The following is a 23,609-nucleotide window of genomic DNA, read 5'->3' on the forward strand; positions in this document are numbered from 1 at the left end:
GCACTGCGGGAGCGAGGTCCCTGAACACGTGGTCCGCCGCGTTGTAGGGGAGTGAGGTGAACTTCTCCGCGGACATCCACGAGTGGTGGAAGTACAGCGCAGCGCCGTGGTCGATCAACCAGAGTTCCTTGTGCCAGACGAGCAGGTTGGTGTTGCGCCAGGACCGGTCCACGTTGGCGACGTACGCGTCGAGCCAGAGGATGCGTGCCAGCGTGGCATCGTCGGGCTTGCCACTGGAGCCGTCGTAGCCGAAGGAGCCGGGCAGGAAGTCGACGGCCAGGTTCAGCCCGGCGCTGCGGATCAGCAGTTCCTGGATCTCCTCGTCGGGCTCCGACTTGCCGATCGCCGGGTCGAGCTCCATCAGCTTCAGCTCCGGCACCCGCAGCCCGAGCCGGCGGAACAGCTCGCCGACGATGATCTCCGCGACGAGCGCCTTCGGACCCTGACCCGCGCCGTGGAACTTCAGCACGTAGGTGCCGAGATCGTTGCCTTCGACAACAGCAGGCAACGAACCACCTTCGCGCAGCGGCAGCACGTACCGGGTAGCTGTGACGATCGGCAGGCTCACGCCGCAGAGCCTAGTGCGTGCCGTTTCTGTGCCGATGCCCACGGGTACCAACAGGTCATCTAGTGAGGAGAGAACTTGAGCCTGCCGTCCATGGGCGTCGAGGAAGAGTTGCTGCTGGTGTCCGCGAGTGGTCGGCCGCTGCCGCGGAGCAAGGCCGTCGCCGCGGATGCCGTCGGCGTCGACGTCGAACTGGAGCTGACCAGGGCGCAGGTGGAGATCAACTCTCCCGTCTGTGAGTCTGCCGAGGAGCTCCGCGGCCATCTGGTCAAGATGCGGTCCGCCGTAGCCAGGGCGGCCGCCGAGGAAGGCTGCCTGCTGCTGGCGATCGGGGCACCTCCGAGTGGCACGGCCGTCCAGCAGGTGACGCGCAAGCCGCGCTACGAGGAGATGGCGATGCGGTACGGCCTGCTGGCCCGCGAGCAAGCTGTTTGCGGCTGCCACGTCCATATCGACGTACAGGACAAGGAAGCCGCAGCGCGGGTCAGTAACCACTTGCGGCCCTGGATGCCGGCCCTGCTGGCGCTGACGGCGAACTCGGCGATCTACCTGGACACAGACACCGGCTTCTCCAGTTGGCGCTCGATCATGTGGTCTCGGTGGCCCTGCTCGGGACCACCGCCGTACTTCGAGTCCGCCGACCACTACGACGCCTTCGTGGGCATGCTGCTCGGGTCCGGCAGCATCATGGACGAGCGGATGGTCTATTGGGACATCCGGCCGTCCACGCATCTGCCGACGATCGAGGTGCGGGTGAGCGACGTGCCACTGACTATCGATGAGACAGTGCTGCTCGCCACCTTGGTCCGCGCGCTGGTGATGACCGCGACCGAGGACGGCGGCCTCGGCCCGAAGCCGGACACCGAGGTACTACGGGCCGCGTACTGGCTCGCCGCCAGAGACGGGCTACCCGGCATCGGCATGAACGTGCTCACGGCAGAACCGATGCCGGCGACCCAGGTAATGGACCTACTCCAGCAGCACGTCCGGCCTGCTCTGCAAGAGCTCGGTGAGGTCGACCGGGTGAAAGAAACCATCGAGCGTCTGATCAGCGAAGGCAACGGGGCAGTCAAGCAGCGCAGGGCCTTCCGTGAGGGCGCAGATGTCATCGCCCTCACGGAAGTCAAGCCTTAGTCGCGCAGGCTCTACCCTCTCAAGAAGTCTTCCAAGCCGTGCAGGTCGTCCGTGTTGAGGTGGTCGACACCTGCCGCGACAAGCTCGGACCAGACCGCTTCACGAGCAGCCCCGGGCGTGTCCGGTGTCTCCCAGAACCGCACCCGGTAGCCCGCGTGGTGGGCCGTCGTCACGATCTCCCGCAGTTTGGCGCGCTCGGCCACAGGGAACGGGCCGATACCGCGCCAGGTGAAGTTGTTGGACCAGTTGTCGCTCACCAGCGGCATCAGGGAGGCCGGCATCTTGGAGTTCAGGTCGGACAAACGGCCGTCATAGCCGGCGTACCGGATCTTCTGGGCCTTCAGGACGTCGAGTGGCCGGTTGCCGCTGATCACCGAGGTCACCGCGCCGGTGAAGGCCCGTCCGTTGGCGTAGATGGTGCTGATGTTGCGGTATTCCTCCAGCGCCTTGTCGATCGCAGCGTACGTCGACGGGCCGTCGCTCTTGATGTCGATCAGCAGCTGGAAGTCTCTACCGTGCTTGTAGACCTGCCCGTGGTTCTCGCGAACTCGATCGGCCAGCGGCTGGAGGTACAGGCTCTCCAGGGTGCGGCCAGGGACGGTGTCGTCCAGGTCATGGGCGACCCGGAGCTCGCCGTCGACCAGCCACACGTCTGCCTCGACACTGTTGAAGCCCCGGTCCAGTGCGTCCTGGAGCGGCCGCCGGTGCTCGTAGTCGTTGTGCGCGTGCGCATCGGGGAGTGCCCGGATCGCCGGCGCGTCGTACCCCTGGGGCAGCCGGAAGTCGGCCTCCCGGGCGACGGTCCGCAGCCGGTCCGGATAGTCGGTGATGATGCCGTCGACGCCCTTGTCGATCAGTGACTGCATCGTGGCCGGGTCGTCGACGGTCCACGGCACGACCTTCAGGCCCGCCTTGTGCGCCGACTTCACCATGTCGCTGGTGACATACGGCCGGTACGCCGGGTCGGTGACCTTGCCGTCCTGCGGGAACCCGTGCACCGGGGAGATCGCGTTCGCCCGGAATGACTTCACGGCCTTCACCAGGTCGCCGCCGAAGTCGTCGATGTCCAGTCCGCCGAGCCACGGGGACTTGCCCGGCTCGCCCGTCTGCAGGAAGTCGAAGTTCGTCAGCGCGACCAGCGGCAGTTCGGGCGCGACCTGGCGCATCCGCATCAGCGCGCCCCAGTCGAAGCTCTGGATCGTCACCTGCCGGCTGATCCGGGCCTTCTTGATCTCCCGGGCGACGACCTGGACGAACTGCTCGCGCGGAGCCGTCTCGGTCGGAGCGCCGGCCTCGACCTTGGTCTCGATGTTCAGCTTCACGTCGTCCGCGTGGAACCGGTGGACCAGGTCGAAGATGTCGCGCAGCTCTGGCATCCGGGCACCAGGGTCCGGGGTCTGGCCGGGGAAGTTCGACTGGGGCAGCGATCCGCAGTCGAGTTGCTTGACCTGCTTGAGGCTGAGCGTGTTGATGAACTTCCCGACGTACGGGTACTCGGGATCGCCAGGGGTGTAGGGCGCGGTGTCCTTGCACTTCGCGCCGGTGGCCTTGCGGTCGTGGGTGATCACCGCGTAGCCGTCCTGGGTGATCTGGACGTCGAGCTCGAGTGTGCTGACGCCGAGTTCGAGACCGCGGGAGAACGAGGCGATCGTGCTTTCGACCGTCAGGCCGAGACCACCACGATGGGCCTGGATGTCGAAGGCAGGGCCGCGACCGGCGGTGGCCGGGACGGAGATCAGCGTCTGGCTGAGCAGGCCGGCAGTGAGGGCAAGCGGCAGCAGCGCGCGGGGGAGGCGGCGCATGAGGGGTCCCTTTCGTCTGGGCGGGCGAAGGCGGGCTTCGAGGCCGATGGTCCCCGGCTAGGGAGGACCCTGCCCCTCGCGAAGGTAACCGACAAAAGGCCGATCGGTAACCGCCTGACGCCACCCATGACTCAGGGTGACAAGATCACTCGTACTGGAGGGCCTCCAAGGGGTTCAGGCGGGCGGCCCGGCGGGCGGGCCAGATGGCGGCGAAGATGCCGACCACGACCGAGACGACGGCGAAGATGATCAGCTGGCCCGTCGGTACGGCGAAGCTGACCTCGTCCAGGCGGGCGGCGAGCAGTAGCGCCAGGCCGAGACCGAGCAGGATCCCGATCACCGCGCCGATCAGGGCGGTGATGACGCTCTCGTGCCGGATCATCCGTTTCACCTGCCGCCGGGTCAAGCCGATCGCGCGCAGCATGCCCAGCTCACGGGTCCGCTCGAAGACGGTCAGTACCAGGGTGTTGACGATGCCGAACAGGCTGACCAGGACGGACAGCGCGAGCAGGACGTAGAGGACGTTCAGCAGACTCTTGATGCTGTCGGACTGAGCCTTCTTGAACTGGTCGCGGGTGAGCGCTTTCGCGTTCGGGAACGAGGCGAGGGCCGCGTCCAGGGCCGCGGTGTTCGCGTTGTTGACCCCGCCCTGCATGCTGGCGAAGGTGTACACGTTCTGCGGCTGCGGGTTGTTCGCGTCGAACGCCGTGGTCGAGATCGTCACATTGCCGAACGGCGAACCTCCCGCCGGCGGTTTGAAGATGCCGCGGACCGTGAGGGTGAGAGTCCGGCCGCCGACGGTCTGCATCGGGAAGGTCGATCCGAGCTGCAGATTGTGCGTCGTGGCGTAGGCGTCGTCCACGACGGCGCCATCGGCTCCCAAGGTGCCGAGGACAGCCTGCGAGCCGTCCTTCCAGTCGAAGGCGAGGACCGTCGGAGCCTGGGTGTCGACCGCGGTGAGGAAGATGGATTCGTCGAACGCCTGAGCCTGTCCGCCCCGCACGCTGGAGATCGCCTCGACGCCAGGCACGGCCGTGACCGCCTCCGCCACCGTCGGCGGCAACGGGCTGAAGTTGTTCTGCGCGGTGATGGCGTAGTCGCCGCTGAAGATCCGGTCGACCGCGTCCTCGAACGGCCTGATGATGCCGGCGCCGAGCGTCGCGACCAGCGTGACGAGAGCCAGCCCGATCATCAGGGCGGCCGCGGTCGATGCCGTCCGGTGCGGATCACGCCGGCTGTTCTGCCCACCGATGCTGGTCGCAGGCCGGTCCGCCAGTACTCCGGGGAAGTCCGCTGGCCACTCTGGCTCCCACGAGCTGACGGCCCGTCGTACCGCCATCAGCGCCACGATCACCAGCAGCACCGGGTTCAGTACTGCACCGAGCACGAGTGCGCCCGTACGACGCGCGGCCGTTCCCGGTCCCCAGAAACCACGGCGTAGCAACCAATACGGCAAGGACAACAACGGCCACGCCAAGATGGTCAGAATCAGCACCGACCAGCGCGCGATCGGATCCGACACCGCGGCGAGCGGACGCACCAAACGTGAAGAGAACAAGGCGATGCCGATGAAGATCAGCAGCACTCCGCCTGCCAGCGACGAGAGCACTGTGGTGGTACTGAGGCCGTCCACGAACAGTCCGACGACCACGAGCGCGATGCCGACGATCGCCAGCAATCCCGCTCCGACCGGCCGGAACCGGTTGAACCGGCCCGCGGGAAGCGTCGCGCCTTCCCGGACGGCCGCGATCGGCGGCACCCGGGTGGCCCGCCAGGCCGGACGAAGGCTGGCCAGCAGCGTCACCAGAACCCCGACCAGCAGACCGACCACGATCGTGCGGGTCTGGAACACCAGCCCGTTGTTGGGCAGCGTGAGCCCGACCGAATCGAAGATCTTGAACAACCCCGTGGCGATGCCGAGTCCGAGGAACAACCCCGCGACGGCGGCGACGAGTCCCGTCACCAGTGCTTCGAGCACCACCGAGCCGAGCACCTGGCGCCGGGACGCGCCGAGCGTGCGGAGGGTGGCGAACTCGCGGGTCCGCTGCGCGATGGTGATCGACAACGAGTTCGCGATCACGAACGAACCGACGAACAGCGCGATGCCGGCGAACACCAGCAGGAAGGTCCGGAAGAAGTCGAGGAACCCGCTGGTGCCTTCGGCGTCCTGGACCGCCTGGTCGTCCGCACTGCGGACCTGGGTCCCTTCCGGTAGCACCTTGCCGATCGCGTCGAGCAGTTGCTGCTCGGAGACGCCCTCCTTCTTGGCGACCAGGATCTGGTCGAACTTGCCGTCCTTGTCGAACAACCCCTGAGCCGTCGGCAGGTCGAACCCGGCCAGCGTCGCGCCACCGATCGAGGAGACCTGGCCGAACTCGACCAGCCCGGAGATCTTCAGCCGCTGGATCGGCCCGCGGGCCTGGACCCCGATCGTGTCGCCGGTCGCGAACCCCTTCTCCCGTGCGGTCTGGGTGTCGATCACCACCTCGCCGGAGGAGGGCCAGCCACCGCTGACCAGTGCCAGCGTGTTGAACTCGGGCCGCTCCGGGTTGACGCTGAAGGCCAGGTTCGGCGCGCCTCCGAAGACCACGGCCTTGCCGTCGTGGCCGATCAACTGAGCCTCGCCGAACACACTGCCGTCCGCTATCCCGACCTCGGGCAGCGCCTGCACCTTGGCCAGCAGAGACGTCTCGAACGGTGGCGCCACCCCGGCGGTGTCCTGGCTCAGCTCGAACGGGGACTTGCCGGTGATCGCCGCGTCGGTGTTCTTGTAGTTCTCGGTGAAGATCGAGTCGAAGGCCGACGAGATGGAGTCGGTGAGGACGTAGGTGCCGGACACCAGTGCCACCCCGAGGACCACGCCGATCGCGGTCAGCGCAGTACGGAGCTTGCGGCCGAGCAGGCCGCGCAGTGCGAACCGGATCATTGCAGGTCCAGCGTGTCGATGATCTGCAGGATCTCGTGCTGGCTGGTCCGGCCGGTCTCCTTGACGATCTCGCCGTCGGCCAGGAAGAGCACCCGGTCGGCCATCGCGGCCGCGCGGGCGTCGTGGGTGACCATCACGGTGGTCTGGCCGTACTCGTCGACCGAGCCGCGCATCAGGGTCAGGATCTCGCCGCTGGTCTTCGAATCGAGGTTGCCGGTCGGCTCGTCGGCGAAGATCACCGTCGGCCGGGACACCAGCGCCCGGGCGATCGCGACCCGCTGCTGCTGGCCGCCGGACAGCTCGGCGGGCCGGTGCGAAAGCCGGTCGGCCAGGCCCACCCGCGCGATCAGCTCGGCGAAGAAGGCATCATCGGGCTTCTCGCCGGCGATCGTCAGCGGCAGCAGGATGTTGTCGCGCGCGGTCAGCATCGGCAGCAGGTTGAAGAACTGGAAGATGAACCCGATGTGCTTGCGTCTGAGGCGGGTCAGGTCGTTGTCGCCGAGCGTGGTGATCTCGGTACCGGCGATCCGGACCGAGCCCGAGGTCGGCTTGTCCAGCCCGGCCAGGATGTGCATCAGCGTCGACTTGCCCGAGCCCGACGGTCCCATCACCGCGGTCAGCCGGCCGGGTGTGATCGCCACGCTGACCCCGCGCAGGGCGCGGACAGCGGTATCTCCCTCCCCGTAGACGCGGACCAGGTCGTCCGCCTGGACCACGGATTCCTGTCCGTCCGCCTGGATCACGGACGTCTGTACGTTCGAATGCCCCTCCATTGCCGATCGCCCTCCCTGGCTGATCAGCGGCCACCCCCAGCAGACCGGTCGAACAACTGTCACCGAGTCTGCGCGTGATCCGGCCGCACCGGTAGGGGGATCACCCCGGCTCGACCCTCAGAGCCGCCCCGGAGCCGACCGTCAGAGCCAGCCGCGACGTGCGGCCTGGAAACCCAGCTGGAGGCGGGTGTCGACCTCGACCAGGTCCATCAGGGCCCGGACCCGACGCTGCACCGTGCGCATCGACAGCCCGAGCTGGTTCGCCACTGCCTGGTCGGTCAGCCCCGCGAGCAGCAGCCCCAGGATCCGCGCATCCAGGTCAGGCAGCTCGTCAGCGGTCGGCCCTTCGGTCATACCATCCTTGCCGAGCACCAGCGGCAGCCCGTCATGCCAGACCCGGTCGAACAGCGCCATCAAGGCGTCCAGCATGCCGCTGCGGTGGACGATCAACGCGCCGATACTGCGTTCCGAGCCGGACAGCAGCGGCATCAGCGCGATCCGCCGGTCCACGATCAGCATCCGGATCGGCAGCTCGGGAACCACCCGGACCTCTTCGCCGGCTTTCAGCGAGTCGGAGACGGCGCCGAAGAAGCCGGGCCGCTCGAAGGACCTTCGCTCGATCATCACCCGGTACCGCACGCCCCGGCTGACGGCCGCGTCTTCCTCGGTGTTCTCCTCGGCCGTCACCACCGCGATCTCCGACTTGACGAAGCCGAGCACCTCCTCGCGTGCCGACATCTGCAGCTGGACGAACCGCTGCGCGACCGCCTGCGCGCCGCGGACCACGTCGACCACGTCGCTGATCGACCGGTCGGTGTCCGTGCCCCGGTAGACGTCGGTGAGCGACTCGATCTCGCGCATCGCCCGCCGCAGTTCGTCCTCGCGCTGGACTGCCAGCGCTGCGAGAGCAACCGAGGGCGGCGATGCGACGTACCGGTCGCTGGCGGTGCTGGAGCGGGCGGTGAGGCCCAGGCCCTCCAGTGCGGCCAGTGAACGAGCCGCCTCGATCGGGTGACAGTCCAGTCTCGCGGCCAGTTCGGCGGCATCGTACGACGGCACCTCGACCAGGGCGCGGTAGGCGAGTTCTTCGGCCTTCTCCAGTCCTAGCACGTCGAGCACGATGCCTCCCAGGCGACGGCTGAGTGGGGTCGGCCGCTGGCGGGTTCCGGACCTGTCGCAATCCTGCCAGTAGACAGGTGTCATTCATTGGCGGTTTTGCGATGAACTGGCGCAGTCGTTTCCCAACCCTCCTGAAGGCGGTCCGATGATTCACCGGTTGCTGGTCGGTGCGGTGGCGACGGCGTTACTCACCTCCCACCTTGTCCCGGCGACGGCCGCGTCCGCCTCCGCGGCGGTGCCCGGCGGGCTCCCGGCGCAGGTGGACAGCACGAAGGTCGTCACGCTGCTCACCGGCGACAAGGTCCAGGTGACCCCGGCCGGCGGCGACCGCGCCACCGTTCGCTTCATCCCTGTCGATCCGGCCGCCGCCGGTTACGCGACCCGAACGGTCGGCAAGGACCTGTACGTCGTACCGGACACCGCGGCGCGGCTGGTTCAGCGGGGCACTGTGGATCAGGCGCTGTTCAACGTGAGCGCGCTGGTCCGGCAGGGCTTCGACGACGCGAGCACCGACCGCATCCCGGTCATCACGACGTACAAGCCGACAGCGCGCGCGGTCGCACAGCAGCCGGTGCCGGCCGGAGCCACCCGCACGAGGTCGTTGCCATCGGTCGGTGCAGCCGCCCTGCGCACCGAGAAGACCCGGGCGCAAGAAACGTGGAGAGCGCTCACTTCAACCGCGGATCCCGCCGGTCGGGAGCTGGACAAGATCTGGCTGGACGCGAAGGTGACCAAAACCCTCGACCAGAGCGTCCCGTACGTCGGTGCGCCGGCGGCCTGGCAGTCCGGCCTGAACGGCGCGGGCACCACGGTCGCAGTCCTGGACAGCGGGGTGGACGCCGAGCACCCGGATCTCGCCGGCGCCGTGAAGGCCCAGCAGAACTTCACCGACAGCCCGGACGCGGCCGATCACGACGGCCACGGCACCCACACGTCATCGACGGCGTTAGGCCGGGGAACCGCGTCCGCAGGGCGGAACAAGGGAGTCGCGCCCGGCGCGCAACTGTTGTCCGGGAAGGTGCTGAACGACTACGGCATGGGCGAGCTGTCCTGGATCATCGCGGGGATGGAGTGGGCCGTCGCCGAGGGTGCCGATGTGATCAGCATGAGCATCGGCACCAGTGAACCGTCGGACTGCCTCGATCCGATGGCCGAGGCGGTCGACGCGATCAGCGCGAGTTCGGACGTGCTCGTCGTGGTTGCCGCCGGCAACCTCGGTGGACCGGCCGAGACGATCAGCAGCCCGGCCTGCGCCGCGTCCGCGCTGACGGTGGCCGCCACCGACCTGACAGGCACCACGGCGTACTTCTCCAGCCGCGGCCCGGTCGTCGGGACTCATGTGGTGAAGCCGGACATCGCCGCGCCAGGGGTAGACATCACCGCAGCGAGGGCGGGCGGCCGCGGCGATACGGCGTACACGGATATGAACGGCACCTCGATGGCGGCGCCGCACGTCGCGGGCGCGGCCGCCATCCTCCAGCAGCAGCATCCGGACTGGACCGGTCGGCAACTCAAGGCCGCGCTGCAGAACTCGGTCCGTCCGGTCTCCACCGCCGGGGTCTATCAGCAGGGCGCGGGGGAGCTCGACGTCGCGAAGGCAGTCGCTCAGCAGGTCAGCGGGCCGGGTACGACGGATCTCGGCACCTTCGTCTGGCCGCACACGCCGTCGGAGAAGGTCACCGAGCAGCTGAGCTACACCAACTCGAGCAGCAAGCCGGTCACCCTGCGCTTCACCGCCGACGTCCGCGGCAACAACGGCAAGCCCCTGCCGAGCTCCGTTGTCCGTCTCGGCGCCACCACGCTCACGATCCCGGCCGGCAAGTCGGCCGGCATCCCGCTGACCGTCGACCCGTCCGTCAAGCTCGACTACGGCCTGTACGGCGCTGTCGGCGCCCGCGTGGTTGCCACCAGCAACGACGGCCGCACGGTGGTCACCCCGGTCGGGTTCTACCTCGAGCCGCAGAGCGTGGACGTCACGTTCAAGGTGATCGACCGCTACGGCAAACCGGCCACGTCCCTCACCACGCTGGACGTGTTCGACCTGGACAGCGTCGCCGCGCAGCGGCTCGGCTTCGAGGGCACCGACCGGACCCTGCATCTGCGGGCCGGCGCCTATTCGCTGGCCGCGATCATCGCGACCGACAAGCCGGGCGGGACCTGGGGCACGGTCGAGTCCTTCGCCTTCCTCGGCGACCCCGAGATCACGCTGACCAAGAACACCACCATCACCTACGACGCGCGCAAGGCGGTCCAGACGAAGGTGCTCACCGACCGGCCGGCCGAGCGCCGTGGCGGGAGCCTGACCTATGGGCGGGTGATCGACGACTGGGTGCTCAGCAGCGGCTACGAGTTCCCTGCCTCGGTGAAGGCCGTCTACCTCGGGAACACCTCGACGAAGGCCAAGCGTGGCACCTTCGAGGTCGTCGAGGGGTGGAAGCTGGCATCACCCGCCTCGGCGAGGTCGCCGTACCTCTACAGCCTGGCCTTCACGCACAGCAAACAGGTCAAGGGAGGGACGACCCACCAGGTGCGGGACCGGCAACTCGCCTCGATCGACGCGACCTATTACACGCCGGGCAAGGCTGCCAGGTACTCCGAGTACGTCGACGTCTGGCGTCCGTGGAGCCTGTTCATGATCTCGACCGGCCAACGGGCCGAGGTCGCCGCGCCGACCCGGGTGGAACATCTCGTCACAGCTGAGCCTGAGACCAAGGTCAGTCAGATGGTCGGTCATGCGGACGCGATGGCGTGGCCGTACGCGACGTTGATGACGTCGACCGCGAAGGCGTACCGCCCCGGGAGTCGCGAGACCGAGAGCTGGTTCAAGGCAGGTCTACGGCCTGGCATGCTCCGCGACCAGACGACCGGTCTCACCGTGGCTCCGGCCGCGAGGACCGGCAACACCATCTGGAGCGCCTTCCCCGGTTGGACGGACACCCAACCGGGCCACTTCTCCAGGCAGGGCTTCGTGGACCTGGGTGGCACCGAGTTGTTCGCGAACGGCGTCTCTGTCGGCCGCTACGACTACTTCGGGTCCGGCTACTGGGATGTGCCGGCGGAACCGGCCGAGCTCGAACTGGTGTACAACCTGAACCGCTGGCAGCGCGACGGGTTCACCTGGGAGTCGCCGACCGATGCGGAGACCCGGTGGCGATGGAAGTCCTCGGCCGCCGACAACGGCAAACCGCTGCCGCTGCTGTTCCCTGACTACGACCTCGTCGTCGACGCGAACGACCGGGCACCGAAGGTGAAGTACTACCCGATCTCGGTGACCGTCGGTTCGGGGGAGTGGTATAGGCCGGGACGGATCACCTCGGCCCACGTCCGGGCGTCGTACGACGACGGCGACAGCTGGGTCGACGTACCGGTGGCGAACTTCGGCACCCGCGTGATCGCGGCAGTCGACAACACCAGAGCCACCGACTTCGTCACCCTCCAGGTCGAGCTCACCGACGCCGGCGGCAAGAGCGTCACCCAGACCCTGAAGCGTTTCTACGGAATTCGCTAGACGGGCGTAAAGCAACCGGGCATCCCAGGGGGCGCTGGGGTGCCCGGTTCCTCACCTCATGCTTTGTGGTGCCGGACCGGGAAGCGCCTCACGGCGCGAGGCCGCTCGAAGCGGCTATTTTTGGGACCCGGGGCTACCGCGGCCCGACACCTTGAACAGTATAACCGGTGCTCAAACGCCTTGTCCTGTTGACTTTCCGGCGCGGCAGAGCTACTTATCACCTCGCGTTTCCGGGCGCAAGTACCGCCACGGCAGTGTTAACCAAACTACGGGTGTCAAGGAACTACCAGAGTTGCCCGGCGCGCTCGGTGCGCGCGGCGGTCTGTAGCTGGTCGGCCATTTCCACGAGCCGGGAGGCTGATCGGACCTGGTCGTGCCCGTCATCGGCCAGATGTGCCCGGCCGGTAGCCACGATCCGCGCGAACGCCGCCGCACGGTCCAGGGTGGTGGCGAAGTCACCGGTCGCCACGCCCCGCAGTACGGCGTCGACCATGTCCTTCACCTCGGTCGGCCCGGGCGGATCGGCGACCCCGGCCACGACGGCGTGGACCTCGGCGTACTTACGGCCGGTGGCGTACTCGCGCGACACATCCTCGGCGGCGGTGTGCACCCAGGAGCGCAGCAGGTAGAGCCTCCACAGGGTGCCGGGCAGGGAGTCCGGCGGCGCGTCGGACCACAGGTCGGCGAGCTCGTCCAGGCCGTAGTCGTCGGCCAGTTTCACCACCCGCGCGATCACGTCGGCGTCCTCGCTGGACCGCGCGCCGCGGACCAGCAACTCCGCCGTACGGTGCGCCACTTCGGCAGCGGCGGCCGGGTCCGAAGCACCCGGCAGCGACTCGAACAGCTTGGCACCGGGCAGGATCGGCCGGCGCGGAGTAGGAACGCTCACCCGGCCATGATCCCTGACCCGAGGAAACCCCGCATTCCGACCCGGCCCAGTCAGTACAGTCATGGGTATGGCGGTTGGGAAAGGGAAGCTGGCTAAGAACGTCGTCAAGTACGGCGTTCGGTACGGACCGATGGCGTTCGAGGCGGTGAAGCACGGGCGGGAACCGGCGCAGCAGGCGGTCCAGGCGGCGCTGGCGAAGCGCACCGCCCGGAAGAAGGCGATCGAGCACGCGCTGACCGTCCGGGACGGCTCGCTGCTCAAGGTGATCAAGGACGGGCAGGCGATCTTCTTCGTGTTCAGCGGCGACGCGATCGTCACCACCTACCCGCCGGTGCCGCAGGCAACCTACCCGGAACTGCTCCGGCACGCGGACCTGGACCGCCGGGAGAGCGCGGTCGTGCTGGCGGCCCACAAGTCCAAGCTCACCGACCGGTTGCCCAAGCTCGGCCGCCGGCTGCGTTGACGGCCCAAGGGTTGACGCGGGTGTAACACGGAAGACGCCACTCGGCAACACCCCTCGCGGAGTCTTGACTGATCCCCAACGTGTTCTTGGGGCTTCCGCACGAGGGAGGGGCGTCACCATGCTCTGGAAGATCAGGACCGAACTCGCCGATCGGCCGGGCGCACTGGCCGAACTCGCTGCACGGTGTGGTGCGGACGACATCAACATCCTGAGCCTGGAGGTGTTCACCGCCGAAGCCGGCGCGGTGGACGAACTCGTGGTGTCCACCGGCGTCGGCTGGAACGCGGAGACCCTGACCGCGCTGGCCGCCGAGGCCGGCTGCGTCCGTACTACGGTCCGCCCCTGTCAGGCCGACGTCCTCAGCGACGCGCCGACCCGCTATCTCCGGGCCGCGCTGCGGCTGATCGACGACCCGCTCTCGGTGGACGAGGAACTGGAGAACCTGCAGGGCTTCGAGGAGTACACCCCGGCCGAGTGGGCCCGGGCCGATGTCCTGGTCGAGATGGCGGGACGGCTGGCCGAGCGGTTCTCCGGGATCGTCCAGGAGGCGCCCCGGCCCGGGAGCGCAGTACCGGAGCTTCGCAAGGCCGGTGTCGATGATGCCGAGGCTGTCGTCGCCATGCACGAGCGGTGCTCGTACGAGAGCCGCACCCGCCGGTACCACGTCCCCATGCCCAAGCTCACCGCCCGTACTGCGCGGCACCTGTCCGCGCCGGCCGGTGGAGTCTCCATCGTCGCCGCAGTCGGTGACGCGGTCGTCGGCATGGCCACGGCCGCGCCCTGGGAAGAGCTGGGTGGCAAGGCGATGGAGGTCGCCGTCCTGGTCGAGGACGGCTGGCAGCGTCAGGGCCTCGGCTCGCAACTGCTCCGCCAGGTGATCCGTGAGGCGCGGCTGCTGGGCGCGGACTGCGTGGTCTGCATGGTGCAACCCGAGAACGACGCGATGCTGCGCACGGTCGAGGGCCTCAGGATGCGGACCCGGGTGGTCCAGGACGGCGACAACCTGATGGTCACTCTCGCACTGTCCGACCAGAGCCTGTCGCATGCGGTGGATCGGGCAGCGGTGCCCTATCGTCAGACCCGTGCCATCCCTGCCCACCGGTCGCAATCCGCACGGTTTACTGGTCAGCCTTCCCGCGAGCACCCGGTCGCCAGTGCTGGAGCTGTTCCGCCGGCTCTTGATCGCGCTGGGACTGCTGGCAGTGATGGTTCTGATCGTGGTGGTCGACCGTAGCGGTTACAAGGACACCTACGATGGCGAAGTAGGGCTGATCGACAGCATCTACTACGCGACCGTCACCCTCACCACCACCGGGTACGGCGACATCACTCCGGTGACGCCGACCGCCCGGCTGGTGAACGCGTTCATCGTGACGCCGCTGCGGATCGCCTTCCTGGTGGTGCTGGTCGGTACGACCCTGGAAGTCCTGGCGAACGAGGGTCGTCGCATCATGCGCGACTCCCGATGGAGGAAGCGGATGAAGGACCACACCGTGGTCGTCGGTTACGGCACCAAGGGCCGCTCGGCGGTGCAGACCCTGATCAGCAACGGCGTCCAGCGCGAGGCCATCGTGGTGATCGATCCGCGGGCGCAGGCGATCGGGGACGCGGGCAACGATCAGATGGCGGCCTTCCACGGCGACGCGACGAACCGGACGGTACTGCGCCGCGCCGAGGTCGCCGTGGCTCGTGAGGTGATCGTGACCACGGATCGCGACGACTCCGCCGTCCTCGTCACCCTCGCCGTCCGGCAACTGAACCCGACGGCGCACATCGTGGTCGCCGTCCGGGAAGAGGACAATGTGCCGCTGCTTCGGCAGAGCGGCGCCGACGCGGTGGTCACCTCGTCCGAGGCGGTCGGCCGGCTGCTCGGCCTGTCGGCGGTCAGCCCGAACCTCGGTGAGGTGATGGAGGACCTGCTCACCTACGGCGAGGGCCTCGAGGTGGCGGAGCGTCCCATCCTCGGCCGCGAGGTCGGCAAGGCCCCGTCGTCCGTGCCGGACCGGGTGGTGGCGGTCGTCCGCGACGGCCAGGTCCACCGGTACTACGATTCCTCGGTCTCCGTGCTGGCCGCCGGCGACAAACTCATCGTGGTCCGCCCGGCCAAGGAAACCCCCTGGGCCGAACGCCCCGGCGCCAACGACCAGGACGAGTAACAGCAAACGGTACTGCGCTGTTGGGGTGGCCCGGGGTGGAGGTTGACCACCGAGGTGGGGGGTTACCCACTCAGATTCTCGGGGGTCAACGCACAATCTCGGTGGGTAACCGTGGTCGGAGCCGGTGCGCGGTGGCGATCCGGGTGGACCAGGGGGTGGGGTGGTCCGGTCTTGACGGGGGTTGAACGGGGGTTCTATGGTCAGTCTGTAAACGATTACAAGAACGATTACAGGAGTCGCGGGTGAGTCGTCCGACGATCGCTGGAGTGGCTCGGGCCGCCGGGGTTTCGGTGGCGTCGGTGTCGCGGGTGCTGAACGGGCTGCCCGCGACCGCGGAGATGGTCGAGCGGGTGCAGCGGGCGGTCGAGGAGCTCGGGTACGTGCCGGACTCGCGGGCGCGATCGCTCAAGGTCGGTCGAACTTTCCAGTTGACGCTCGCGGTCGCCGATGTCGGGAATCCGGTCTACGTGACGATGATGCGGGCGGTCGAGGAAGTGGTCTCGGCGGCTGGGTATCGGTTGGTCGTGACGACGACCGGACCGGATGTCGTGGACGAGGTCGCGCTGGTTCGGGGGATGGCGCGCGGATATGCCGACGGGCTGGTGATCAGTCCGCTGCGGGTCGACGACGATCTGATCAAGTCGATTCGTGAGTGTGATGTGCCGGTGGTCGTGGCAGGAAACGTGCCGGCGAAGGCAGGTGTTGACACGGTTCGGGCGAACTCGCCGAAGGGCATGCTGCTGGCGGTGGAACACCTGCTGGCCAAGGGGCGGCGGCGGATCGCGTTCATGAACGGTCCGGTCGACACCGTGCCTGGCGGAGCCCGCGCGAAAGGCTTCGCCGACGCCCTGAAGGCGAACGGCCTGCAGCCCATAGCGATGGTCGAAGCAACCGACTTCACCTTCCCCGCCGGCCGCGCCGCAGCCGCTGAACTCCTTGGTGGAGAACTTCCTGACGCGGTGATCGCGGCTAACGATCTGTTGGCGGTGGGGTTGATGCATGAGTTGGCGGGGCGGGGGCTGGTGGTGCCGGATGACGTTGCGGTGGTGGGGATGGATGACAGTGCGTTGGCCGAGCAGTCGTTCCCGCCGTTGACGAGTGTGAACCTCGGATCTGCCGAGCGAGGGCGGCGGGCGGCTGAGTTGCTGTTGGCAAGGATCGAGGACGACTCGCATCCGCCGCGGCGGATCGTGGTTCAGCCGACCCTGAGTGTGCGGAGGTCGACACCTTGAGTACCGATGCCCTGAGGGCCCGGGCCAGCAATCGGCGGGACCGACCGGGCGGTGGGCGGCCGAAGCAGAATCGGGAAGCGATCTTCCTGTTCCTGCCCGCGCTGCTGCCGGTGCTGTTGCTGAGCGTCTACCCGCTGTTGCGGGGGATCGCGCTCGGTTTCACCGACGCGCGGGCCGGGCTCAACGTCGACACCAACTTCATCTGGTTCGGCAACTTCGGCAAACTGCTGCACAACGACCTGTTCTGGGACTCGTTCCGGATCGGCCTGATCTGGACCTTGTCGGTGACGATCCTGCAGTTCGTCGCCGCCCTGGGACTCGCGCTGCTGCTGAACACCAACCTCAAGTTCCGCGGAGTCGCCCGGACGCTGGCGCTGATCCCGTGGGCGATGCCGCCGGTGGTGGTCGCGATCATGTGGCGCCTGCTGCTGCACCCGACCAACGGCCCGGTCAACGAGATCCTGCAGAACCTGCACCTGACCGATCACCCGATCAACTTCCTCGGTGACTTCAGTACTGCGCTGCCGGCCGTGATCGTGGTCGGGATCTGGGTGGGGATGCCGATGACGACGGTCACGCTGCTCGCGGGACTCCAAGGCATCGACCGGTCGCTCTACGAGGCCGCGGCGGTGGACGGCGCGAGTGCGTGGCACCAGTTCTGGTCCATCACGCTGCCGCAACTGAGGACGGTGATCGTGGCGATCACCAGTCTGGACATGATCTGGAACTTCAACTCGTTCGGACTGGTCTACGTGCTCACCGCGGGCGGTCCGGGCGGCAAGACGATGTTGCCGATGCTTTTCGCCTACAACGAGGCCTTCCGGTACGGCAACTTCGGGATGGCGGCGGCGATGGGTGACGTGATGGTCGTGATCATCATCGTCTTCCTCGGCTTCTATCTGCGGAACCGGCTGAGGAGCGAGGCATGAGGACCAGGCCGGCGACCCGCGTCGCGCAGTACGTGGCTGTGTGCTGTTATCTGGTCTTCCTGGCGTTCCCGCTGTTCTGGCTGATCTCCAGTTCGCTGAAGTCGCCGCAGGAGTTCGCCAGCGTCACCCCGTCGATCCTGCCGAAGCACCCGGACCTGTCGAACTTCACCGACGCGCTGGAGGAGCAGGGCCTGGTCAGGTCGATGCTGAACTCCCTGCAGATCTCGGTCGCCACCACGGTGCTGGTACTGATCGTGTCGTTGCCGGTCGCCTACGCGCTGGCGCGATTCCGCAGCCGGCTCCGGCCGATCACGAACGGCTGGATCCTGGTCAGCCAGGTGTTCCCGGTGATTCTGATCGTGATTCCGCTGTTCATGATCCTGCGGCCGTTGCACCTCACCAACACGATCCCCGGTGTAGTGATCGTCTACATGGTGTGGTCGATGCCGTTCGCGCTGTGGATGCTGCAGGGCTACGTCTCCGCAGTACCGCGGGAGCTGGAAGAGGCAGCTTCCGTGGACGGCGCGAGCCGGGTCCGCACGATCGTGCTGATCGTGATGCCGCTGCTGCGGCCCGGGCTGATCGCGACCGCGATGTTCACCTTCATCTCGGCGTGGAACGAGTTTTTCTTCGCCCTGGTCCTGTTGCAGGACCCGGATCTGAAGACGCTGCCGCTGGTGCTCGCCCGCTTCGTCGGGGCCGAGGGCCAGGTCCAGTTCGGACCACTCGCGGCTGCGTCCGTCCTGGCCACCGTGCCGAGCCTTGTCTTCTTCGCCTTCCTGCAGCGTCGGTTGACCTCCGGTCTGCTCAGCGGCGCAGTCAAAGGTTAGTTATTCCCCTGAGGAGAGTAGAGATGTTGAGAAAACCGATCATTGCGTTGCTGGCGGCAAGTGCCTTGGTGACGCTTGCGGCCTGTGGCAGCGGCGACGCCAGCTCCGGTGGTTCGGGGTCGACGGAGAAGGTGACGCTGAAGTTCCAGAGTCTCGCCTTCCAGAAGACCACCGTGGCCGCTACCAAGAAGATCGTCGCCGACTGGAACGCGGCGAACCCGAACATCCAGGTCGAGTACGTCCAGGGCAGCTGGGACTCCGTGCACGACCAATTGGTCACCCAGTTCCAGGGCGGGACCGCGCCGGACATCATCCACGACGAGTCCGCCGACATCACCGGCTTCTCGAACCAGGGTTACCTCGCGGACCTTTCGCAGTACCTGAGCCAGGAGACGAAGGACGCCGTACCGCAGGGCGTCTGGGACACGGTTTCCAGCGACGGCAAGGTGTTCGCCGCGCCGACCCTGCTGCAGTCGTACGTCGTGTTCGGCAACTCCGCGTTGCTCAAGCAGGCGGGCGTCTCGACCACGGGCGACGCGCTCACCTGGGACCAGCTGCAGGCCGACGCCAAGAAGCTCACGGCCGGCGGCAAGTACGGGCTCGGCTGGGGTCTGAAGAGCCCGACCGCGACCGTGCTGAACCTCGGGATGAACTTCGACGCCGCGTTCTTCGAGGGGACCGGCCGGGACGCCAAGGCGAAGATCGGTGACGCCGAGCTCGAGGTGCCGAAGCGGATCAACGCGATGGCGTACACGGACAAGTCGATCGACCCGACCTCGCTGACCCAGAGCGGCTCGGACATCCTGCCCGGCTTCTTCGGCGGCAAGTACGCGATGATTGTCGGCGGCAACTACGCCGCGCAGCAGATCGTCGAGCAGGCACCGAAGGGCTTCCAGTGGGAGGTGCTGCCGCCGCTGAAGGGCACGTCCGAGAAGCAGGCCGCGAACCCGCAGACGCTGTCGGTGCCGGCCGAGGGCAAGCACATCAAGGAGTCGGCCCAGTTCATCGACTACTTCATGAAGGCCGACAACCTGGCCGCGGTCGGTCAGGGCGACTGGCTGATCCCGACCACGCAGGCGGCCCGGGACGCGATCGAGAAGGCGACCGGCGGCAAGAACGGCTGGACGCAGACCCTGGCCAGTGGCGCGGAAATGACCAAGGCCCCGTTCCAGAGCGTGGAGAACTACCCGAAGTGGAAGGACCAGATCGCCACCCCGGCGCTGCAGGAGTTCTTCGCGAACAAGATCGACCTGGCCACGCTGGGCAAGAAGCTGAACGACGGTTGGGGGCAGGTCAACAGCTGATGGCTGAGAAGACCAGCAGTGCGCTCGAAGACAGATCGGTAGGTGCCCTCGTCGGTTCGGCGGTCGGTGACGCGATCGGCGGTGCCGTCGAGGGCTGGACCCCGGAGGCGATCCGGGAACGGCACGGCGGCTGGGTGACCGGCATCGTCGGACCCTGGTACGAGGACTGGCGCAACGCCCGGCCGATCGCGCCGTACCACAAGGGCGACGGGCACATCACCGACGACACGTTGATGACGCACGCGCTGGTCGAGGTGTACGACGAACGCCGGCAGCACCTGGACGCGTATGCGATCGCGGAGTCGCTGGTTCCGAAGATGGTGTCCGGGCGACGCTGGGTCCCGGAGCTCGAGGCGGACGCGCTGTTGTTGCAGCGGGTCTTCCTGGCCGAGAAGTGGCTCGTCGCCCGGCTGCACTACGGGCACATCGATCCCCGGGAGGCGGGGGTCGGCAACATCGTGAACTGTGGTGCGGCGATGTACGTGGCGCCGGTCGGGATCGCCAATGCCGGTGATCCCGCCGGGGCCTACGCGGAGGCGATCGACCTGGCCGGCGCGCATCAGTCCAGCTACGGCCGGGAGGCCGCTGGGGTCTTCGCGGCCGCGGTAGCGGCGGCAATGATGCCTGAGGCAACAGCTTCGTCGGCGGTCGCGGAGGCCTTGGCGCTGGCGAAGGACGGCACCCGTGCAGCGGTCGAGGCGGTGGCCGAGGCGGCTGACGGGGTGACGGACTGGGAGAAGGCGATTCCCCTGTTGCGGAAGGCGATCGAGCCGTTCGACACGGTTGGGCCCGACTACCGGGACCAGTCGCTGGATGCCCGGCGGCCGAGCCGGACGAAGGCGATCGAGGAGCTTCCGGTCGCGTTGGGATTCGTACTCGTCTCGGGTGGCGACGTGCGTCAGGCTGTGCTCGGTGGTACTAACTACGGGCGCGATGCGGACTCGATCGCGTCGATGGCCGGTGCGATCACCGGTGCGCTGGGCGGACTCGGCGGAGTACCGGGGGAGTGGGCGACGACGATCGCGGAGGCGAGCAAGACGGATCTGGAGCAGCCCGGCCGGGTGATGGCGTCGGTTGCGACCGAGCTACACGAGGTTGACGCGCGTCGGTGGGCCCAGCGGACGGCGGCGCTGGACGCGCTGGTCTGATGTCAGCTGTCGTACGCCTCCAGCTCCACGATCCGCGAGTACCCGTGGTCGTTGGAGTCGTGCACCACCACCTGTACTGCGTCTGCCGCGACCGGGGTGAACGGGACACCCACCAGCCCTTGGACGTTGCCGCGGATCTCCGCGACCGTGCTCCACGAGTCGCCGACGCGGACCCGCACGTCGAAGTCGCGGATGCCCATCACAGCAGCCGGATAGCGGGTCGAGTCGAGGGTCTGGAGCGTGACCCGGCCGACCGTGGTCGGGGCGATGAAGTCGACGCCGTAGCTGTCGGGGAAGACACTCTTGGTGGCGTCGTGCCAGCCGCTGGCCCCCCATTGGGCGGAGTCGCTGTTGCCGTCGACACCGCCGCACAGCTTCATGTTGCCGTGCGTGGACGAGGCGACGGCCTGCTCACCCAGCAGCAGGTTGTCGCCCGGTCCCTTCGCAGGCGCAGGCCTCACGACGACCGGGACGCTGAGTCGCTCGCGGCCGACACTCAGCTGGACGCTGAAGGTGCCGGGTGTGGTGCCTCGGGGCACCCTCACATCGAGCGGAGCGGTGACCAACTGGTTCACCGGCAGGTAGCTGGAGAACTGGCGACGCGACAGCACCAGCGGGCTTCCGCCGCTGATCCGCATGTCGGTGATCACCGCTTTGCGAGCGGTGTTGGTCATCCCGAGCGTCAGTTTTCCGGACGGGAAGCAGGGCAGCGGGACGATCTCGACCGGCTGCGGGGTGGCGCTGACCTGAACGTTGCTCTTGGCACCATCTGTGGCGACGGCCAGCAGGGTCAGCGGGATGGCGAGCAGGGCGGTGCGCTTCATCAGGTGATCCGTTCAGGCCTGGTGGATGCCGGGTCGGCCGTTCTCGACGACCAGGGTGGCTCGGGTGGACGGCGTACCGCCGCGAGTGGTGACGCGGTCGACGATGCGGAACTCCGATATCCACCGGGTGCGGTCGAGCCGGCAGCTGAGGTAGCCGCGCTGGACGTTCTGGAACTTGAGGTGCGGGTTCTCGGCCAGCAGGGCCGAGCCGGTGGCGTCGACGTCGACGCCGTCCTTGCCGGACGAGATCGACGTGGTGACGAACTCGCTGCCGACCACCGGCGAGGCCGGGTCGTCGAAGTTCACCCGCAGGTCGGACGCGAGGCTGCGATGCAGGTCGCCGGTCAGGACGACGAGGTTGCGTACGCCGCGGTCGCGGACGCCGGACAGCACCCGCTCGCGGGACGCGGCGTAGCCGTTCCAGGTGTCCATCGGCAGCTCCTGCGGCGGACCGGCCTTCCGATCCAGCTGCGCCATCGCCACCTGCTGGGCAACGACGTTCCAGCGGCTGGGCGAGCGCTTCAGGGTGTCCAGCAGCCAGCGTTCCTGATCATCGCCGGTGAGCGTGCGGGCCGGGTCGAGCGACACCTCGTCCGGTGGCAGCCAACTGCCCGTGCCGGGCTGGTCGGAGCGGAACTGCCGGGTGTCCAGCACGCTCAGGTCCGCGGTCAGGCCGTAGCGGAGATGCCGGTGCAGCCGGATCGACGGGCCGTCGGCGGACTGGTCGAGGCGCAGTGGCATGTGTTCCCAGTAGGCCCGGAACCCGTTGGCCCGGCGTACCAGGAAGTCGGCCTCGGACAAGCCGTCCTCGGAGATGTAGCCGGCCCAGTTGCCCTCGACCTCGTGGTCGTCGAGGGCGACCACCCAGGCCGACGCGGCGTGGGCGGCCTGCAGATCCGGGTCGGTCTTGTGCAGCGCGTACCGGGCCCGGTACTCGTCGAGGGTGAAGATCTCGCCGGCGAAGTCGACGGGGACCGGCTGGTTGCGAATCCCGGCCGTCGGACCGACGCCGACCTCGTAGATGTAGTCACCCAGGAACAGCACCACGTCGTGGTCGCGCCGGGCCACGTCCTGGTACGCCGTGTAGTACCCGTCGTAGTAGGCCTGACAGGACGCGACTGCCATCGTTACCGTGGGCTGGGCGGTCGCGGCCGGCGCCGTACGAGTGCGTCCGACCGGGCTGAGCTGTGTGCCTACGCGGAAGCGGTAGTAGTAGTGCCGCCAAGGCTGCAGGCCGCGGACGTCGACGTGGACGGTGTGCGCGTACTCCGGCCGCGCTTGCGCGGTGCCGCGGCGCACGACCCGGCGGAAGGACTCGTCCTCGGCGACCTGCCACTCGACTCCTACGGCGCGGTCGTCCATCCCGCCGAACGGCTCCAGCGGTCCGGGTACCAGGCGGGTCCAGATCACCACCGCGTCCGGCAGCGGGTCACCCGAGGCGACGCCCAGGGTGAACAGCGGTCGGTGGTCGACTCGCTTCGAGTCTCCCGTTGCGCCGACCCCTGGCAGGTTGCCGGTGAGGGCCAGCGCGGCGGCGGCGCCGGTGGCGGTGAGGAACGTTCGGCGGGTGGCGGTGGCGGCGGCGAGACCCCGGGCGGCGGAGAGCATGTGATGAAGTATCGAGGCGCGATGACAGGGCTAACCAGGTGCGCGTTTCACCTGGTGCAACAGATCAGTTGGAAGGAAGAAGTTCGATGAGAATGACGTGGGTGCAGCCAGAGGACCTGCTGCCGCACCAACTCGTCCAGTCCCGCGCCGAAGGTGTCGAGGTCGCGGACATCGCGACCCGCTGGCAAGAAGCAGGCGGTACGACGAACGCCCCCACCTCCGGCGCCTCCGACAAACCCGCAGACCCAGTACTACGCACGCTCGCCCGCCACCTCCTGGAAGAGCTGGACTCGCGCGCCACAGAGTGGGTGCCACCTCTCATCCCGCAGTTGCCTTTGCTCGAAGATGTCTCAACCGACGTTGGGAATCGAGTTCTGAACGGGTGGGTGCGGCGGGCTG

Annotated in this window: 18 protein-coding genes and 1 pseudogene; 11 read left to right on the forward strand and 8 right to left on the reverse strand. The window is 67.9% G+C overall.

The features are described from left to right. Window positions 1-568: HipA family kinase (locus tag VFG33_RS00430; protein WP_325021106.1), on the reverse strand; the 568-nt coding region annotated here is incomplete at its 3' end. Window positions 569-643: 75 nt separating this feature from the next. Here VFG33_RS00430 and VFG33_RS00435 point away from each other — a divergent pair. Further along, complete coding sequence (locus tag VFG33_RS00435) at window positions 644-1,699, forward strand: carboxylate-amine ligase (protein WP_325021109.1); 1,056 nt, start codon at window positions 644-646, stop codon at window positions 1,697-1,699. 11 nt (window positions 1,700-1,710) lie between these two features. Here VFG33_RS00435 and VFG33_RS00440 read toward each other — a convergent pair whose 3' ends face one another. The 4 genes from VFG33_RS00440 to VFG33_RS00455 all read right to left on the reverse strand — a co-directional run bounded on the left by VFG33_RS00440 (window position 1,711) and on the right by VFG33_RS00455 (window position 8,319). Then, entirely contained in the window at window positions 1,711-3,501 is a 1,791-nt protein-coding gene (locus tag VFG33_RS00440) for a glycerophosphodiester phosphodiesterase family protein (RefSeq protein WP_325021110.1), read from the reverse strand. 145 nt (window positions 3,502-3,646) lie between these two features. Then, a complete protein-coding gene (locus VFG33_RS00445) occupies window positions 3,647-6,427 on the reverse strand; it encodes an ABC transporter permease (RefSeq protein ID WP_325021112.1) in 2,781 nt (926 codons plus the stop codon). Then, entirely contained in the window at window positions 6,424-7,200 is a 777-nt protein-coding gene (locus VFG33_RS00450) for an ABC transporter ATP-binding protein (protein ID WP_325021114.1), read from the reverse strand. Before VFG33_RS00450 ends, VFG33_RS00445 begins: the two co-directional genes overlap by 4 nt. A gap of 141 nt (window positions 7,201-7,341) precedes the next feature. Further along, entirely contained in the window at window positions 7,342-8,319 is a 978-nt protein-coding gene (locus VFG33_RS00455; RefSeq protein WP_325021116.1) for a TrmB family transcriptional regulator, read from the reverse strand. A gap of 145 nt (window positions 8,320-8,464) precedes the next feature. On the opposite strand from VFG33_RS00455, the gene VFG33_RS00460 reads away from it, so the two are divergent. Then, a complete protein-coding gene (locus VFG33_RS00460; RefSeq protein ID WP_325021118.1) occupies window positions 8,465-11,827 on the forward strand; it encodes a S8 family serine peptidase in 3,363 nt (1,120 codons plus the stop codon). A 283-nt stretch (window positions 11,828-12,110) separates the two neighbouring features. On the opposite strand, the gene VFG33_RS00465 is transcribed toward VFG33_RS00460, so the two are convergent. Beyond that, a complete protein-coding gene (locus VFG33_RS00465; protein WP_325021120.1) occupies window positions 12,111-12,716 on the reverse strand; it encodes a hypothetical protein in 606 nt (201 codons plus the stop codon). Between the two features lie 67 nt (window positions 12,717-12,783). Between VFG33_RS00465 and VFG33_RS00470 the strand changes: the two genes are divergently transcribed. From VFG33_RS00470 to VFG33_RS00505, 8 genes are all read left to right on the forward strand, one after another. Beyond that, window positions 12,784-13,179, forward strand: coding sequence for a hypothetical protein (locus VFG33_RS00470; protein ID WP_325021122.1), 396 nt, complete (start codon window positions 12,784-12,786; stop codon window positions 13,177-13,179). A gap of 118 nt (window positions 13,180-13,297) precedes the next feature. Beyond that, the gene (locus tag VFG33_RS00475) at window positions 13,298-14,413 is read left to right on the forward strand and encodes a GNAT family N-acetyltransferase (RefSeq protein ID WP_325021124.1); all 1,116 of its coding nucleotides are present in this window, start codon (window positions 13,298-13,300) and stop codon (window positions 14,411-14,413) included. Beyond that, window positions 14,385-15,335, forward strand: coding sequence for a potassium channel family protein (locus tag VFG33_RS00480; RefSeq protein ID WP_414672909.1), 951 nt, complete (start codon window positions 14,385-14,387; stop codon window positions 15,333-15,335). The genes VFG33_RS00475 and VFG33_RS00480 overlap by 29 nt, the downstream gene beginning before the upstream one ends. Window positions 15,336-15,577: 242 nt before the next feature. Then, window positions 15,578-16,567 carry a LacI family DNA-binding transcriptional regulator gene (locus VFG33_RS00485; protein ID WP_325021126.1) on the forward strand — a complete coding sequence of 330 codons (990 nt, stop codon included), beginning with the start codon at window positions 15,578-15,580 and terminating at the stop codon, window positions 16,565-16,567. After that, complete coding sequence (locus VFG33_RS00490; RefSeq protein ID WP_325021128.1) at window positions 16,564-17,496, forward strand: carbohydrate ABC transporter permease; 933 nt, start codon at window positions 16,564-16,566, stop codon at window positions 17,494-17,496. The genes VFG33_RS00485 and VFG33_RS00490 overlap by 4 nt, the downstream gene beginning before the upstream one ends. Continuing rightward, window positions 17,493-18,326 carry a carbohydrate ABC transporter permease gene (locus tag VFG33_RS00495; RefSeq protein ID WP_325021131.1) on the forward strand — a complete coding sequence of 278 codons (834 nt, stop codon included), beginning with the start codon at window positions 17,493-17,495 and terminating at the stop codon, window positions 18,324-18,326. Before VFG33_RS00490 ends, VFG33_RS00495 begins: the two co-directional genes overlap by 4 nt. 23 nt (window positions 18,327-18,349) lie before the next feature. After that, complete coding sequence (locus VFG33_RS00500; protein WP_325021132.1) at window positions 18,350-19,630, forward strand: ABC transporter substrate-binding protein; 1,281 nt, start codon at window positions 18,350-18,352, stop codon at window positions 19,628-19,630. Continuing rightward, a complete protein-coding gene (locus VFG33_RS00505) occupies window positions 19,630-20,778 on the forward strand; it encodes an ADP-ribosylglycohydrolase family protein (RefSeq protein WP_325021134.1) in 1,149 nt (382 codons plus the stop codon). Before VFG33_RS00500 ends, VFG33_RS00505 begins: the two co-directional genes overlap by 1 nt. A gap of 2 nt (window positions 20,779-20,780) precedes the next feature. Here the strand turns inward: VFG33_RS00505 and VFG33_RS00510 are convergent, their stop codons facing one another. Both VFG33_RS00510 and VFG33_RS00515 read right to left on the reverse strand, forming a co-directional pair. Then, a complete protein-coding gene (locus VFG33_RS00510) occupies window positions 20,781-21,602 on the reverse strand; it encodes a galactose-binding domain-containing protein (protein WP_325021136.1) in 822 nt (273 codons plus the stop codon). A gap of 12 nt (window positions 21,603-21,614) precedes the next feature. After that, the gene (locus VFG33_RS00515) at window positions 21,615-23,210 is read right to left on the reverse strand and encodes an alkaline phosphatase D family protein (protein ID WP_325021138.1); all 1,596 of its coding nucleotides are present in this window, start codon (window positions 23,208-23,210) and stop codon (window positions 21,615-21,617) included. Between the two features lie 86 nt (window positions 23,211-23,296). Between VFG33_RS00515 and VFG33_RS00520 the strand changes: the two are divergent. Then, window positions 23,297-23,609, forward strand: a pseudogene (locus VFG33_RS00520) (ADP-ribosylglycohydrolase family protein); the annotation flags it as partial.

The sequence above is a fragment of the Kribbella sp. genome, from assembly GCF_035687465.1.
In the GTDB taxonomy this organism is placed as follows: domain Bacteria; phylum Actinomycetota; class Actinomycetes; order Propionibacteriales; family Kribbellaceae; genus Kribbella.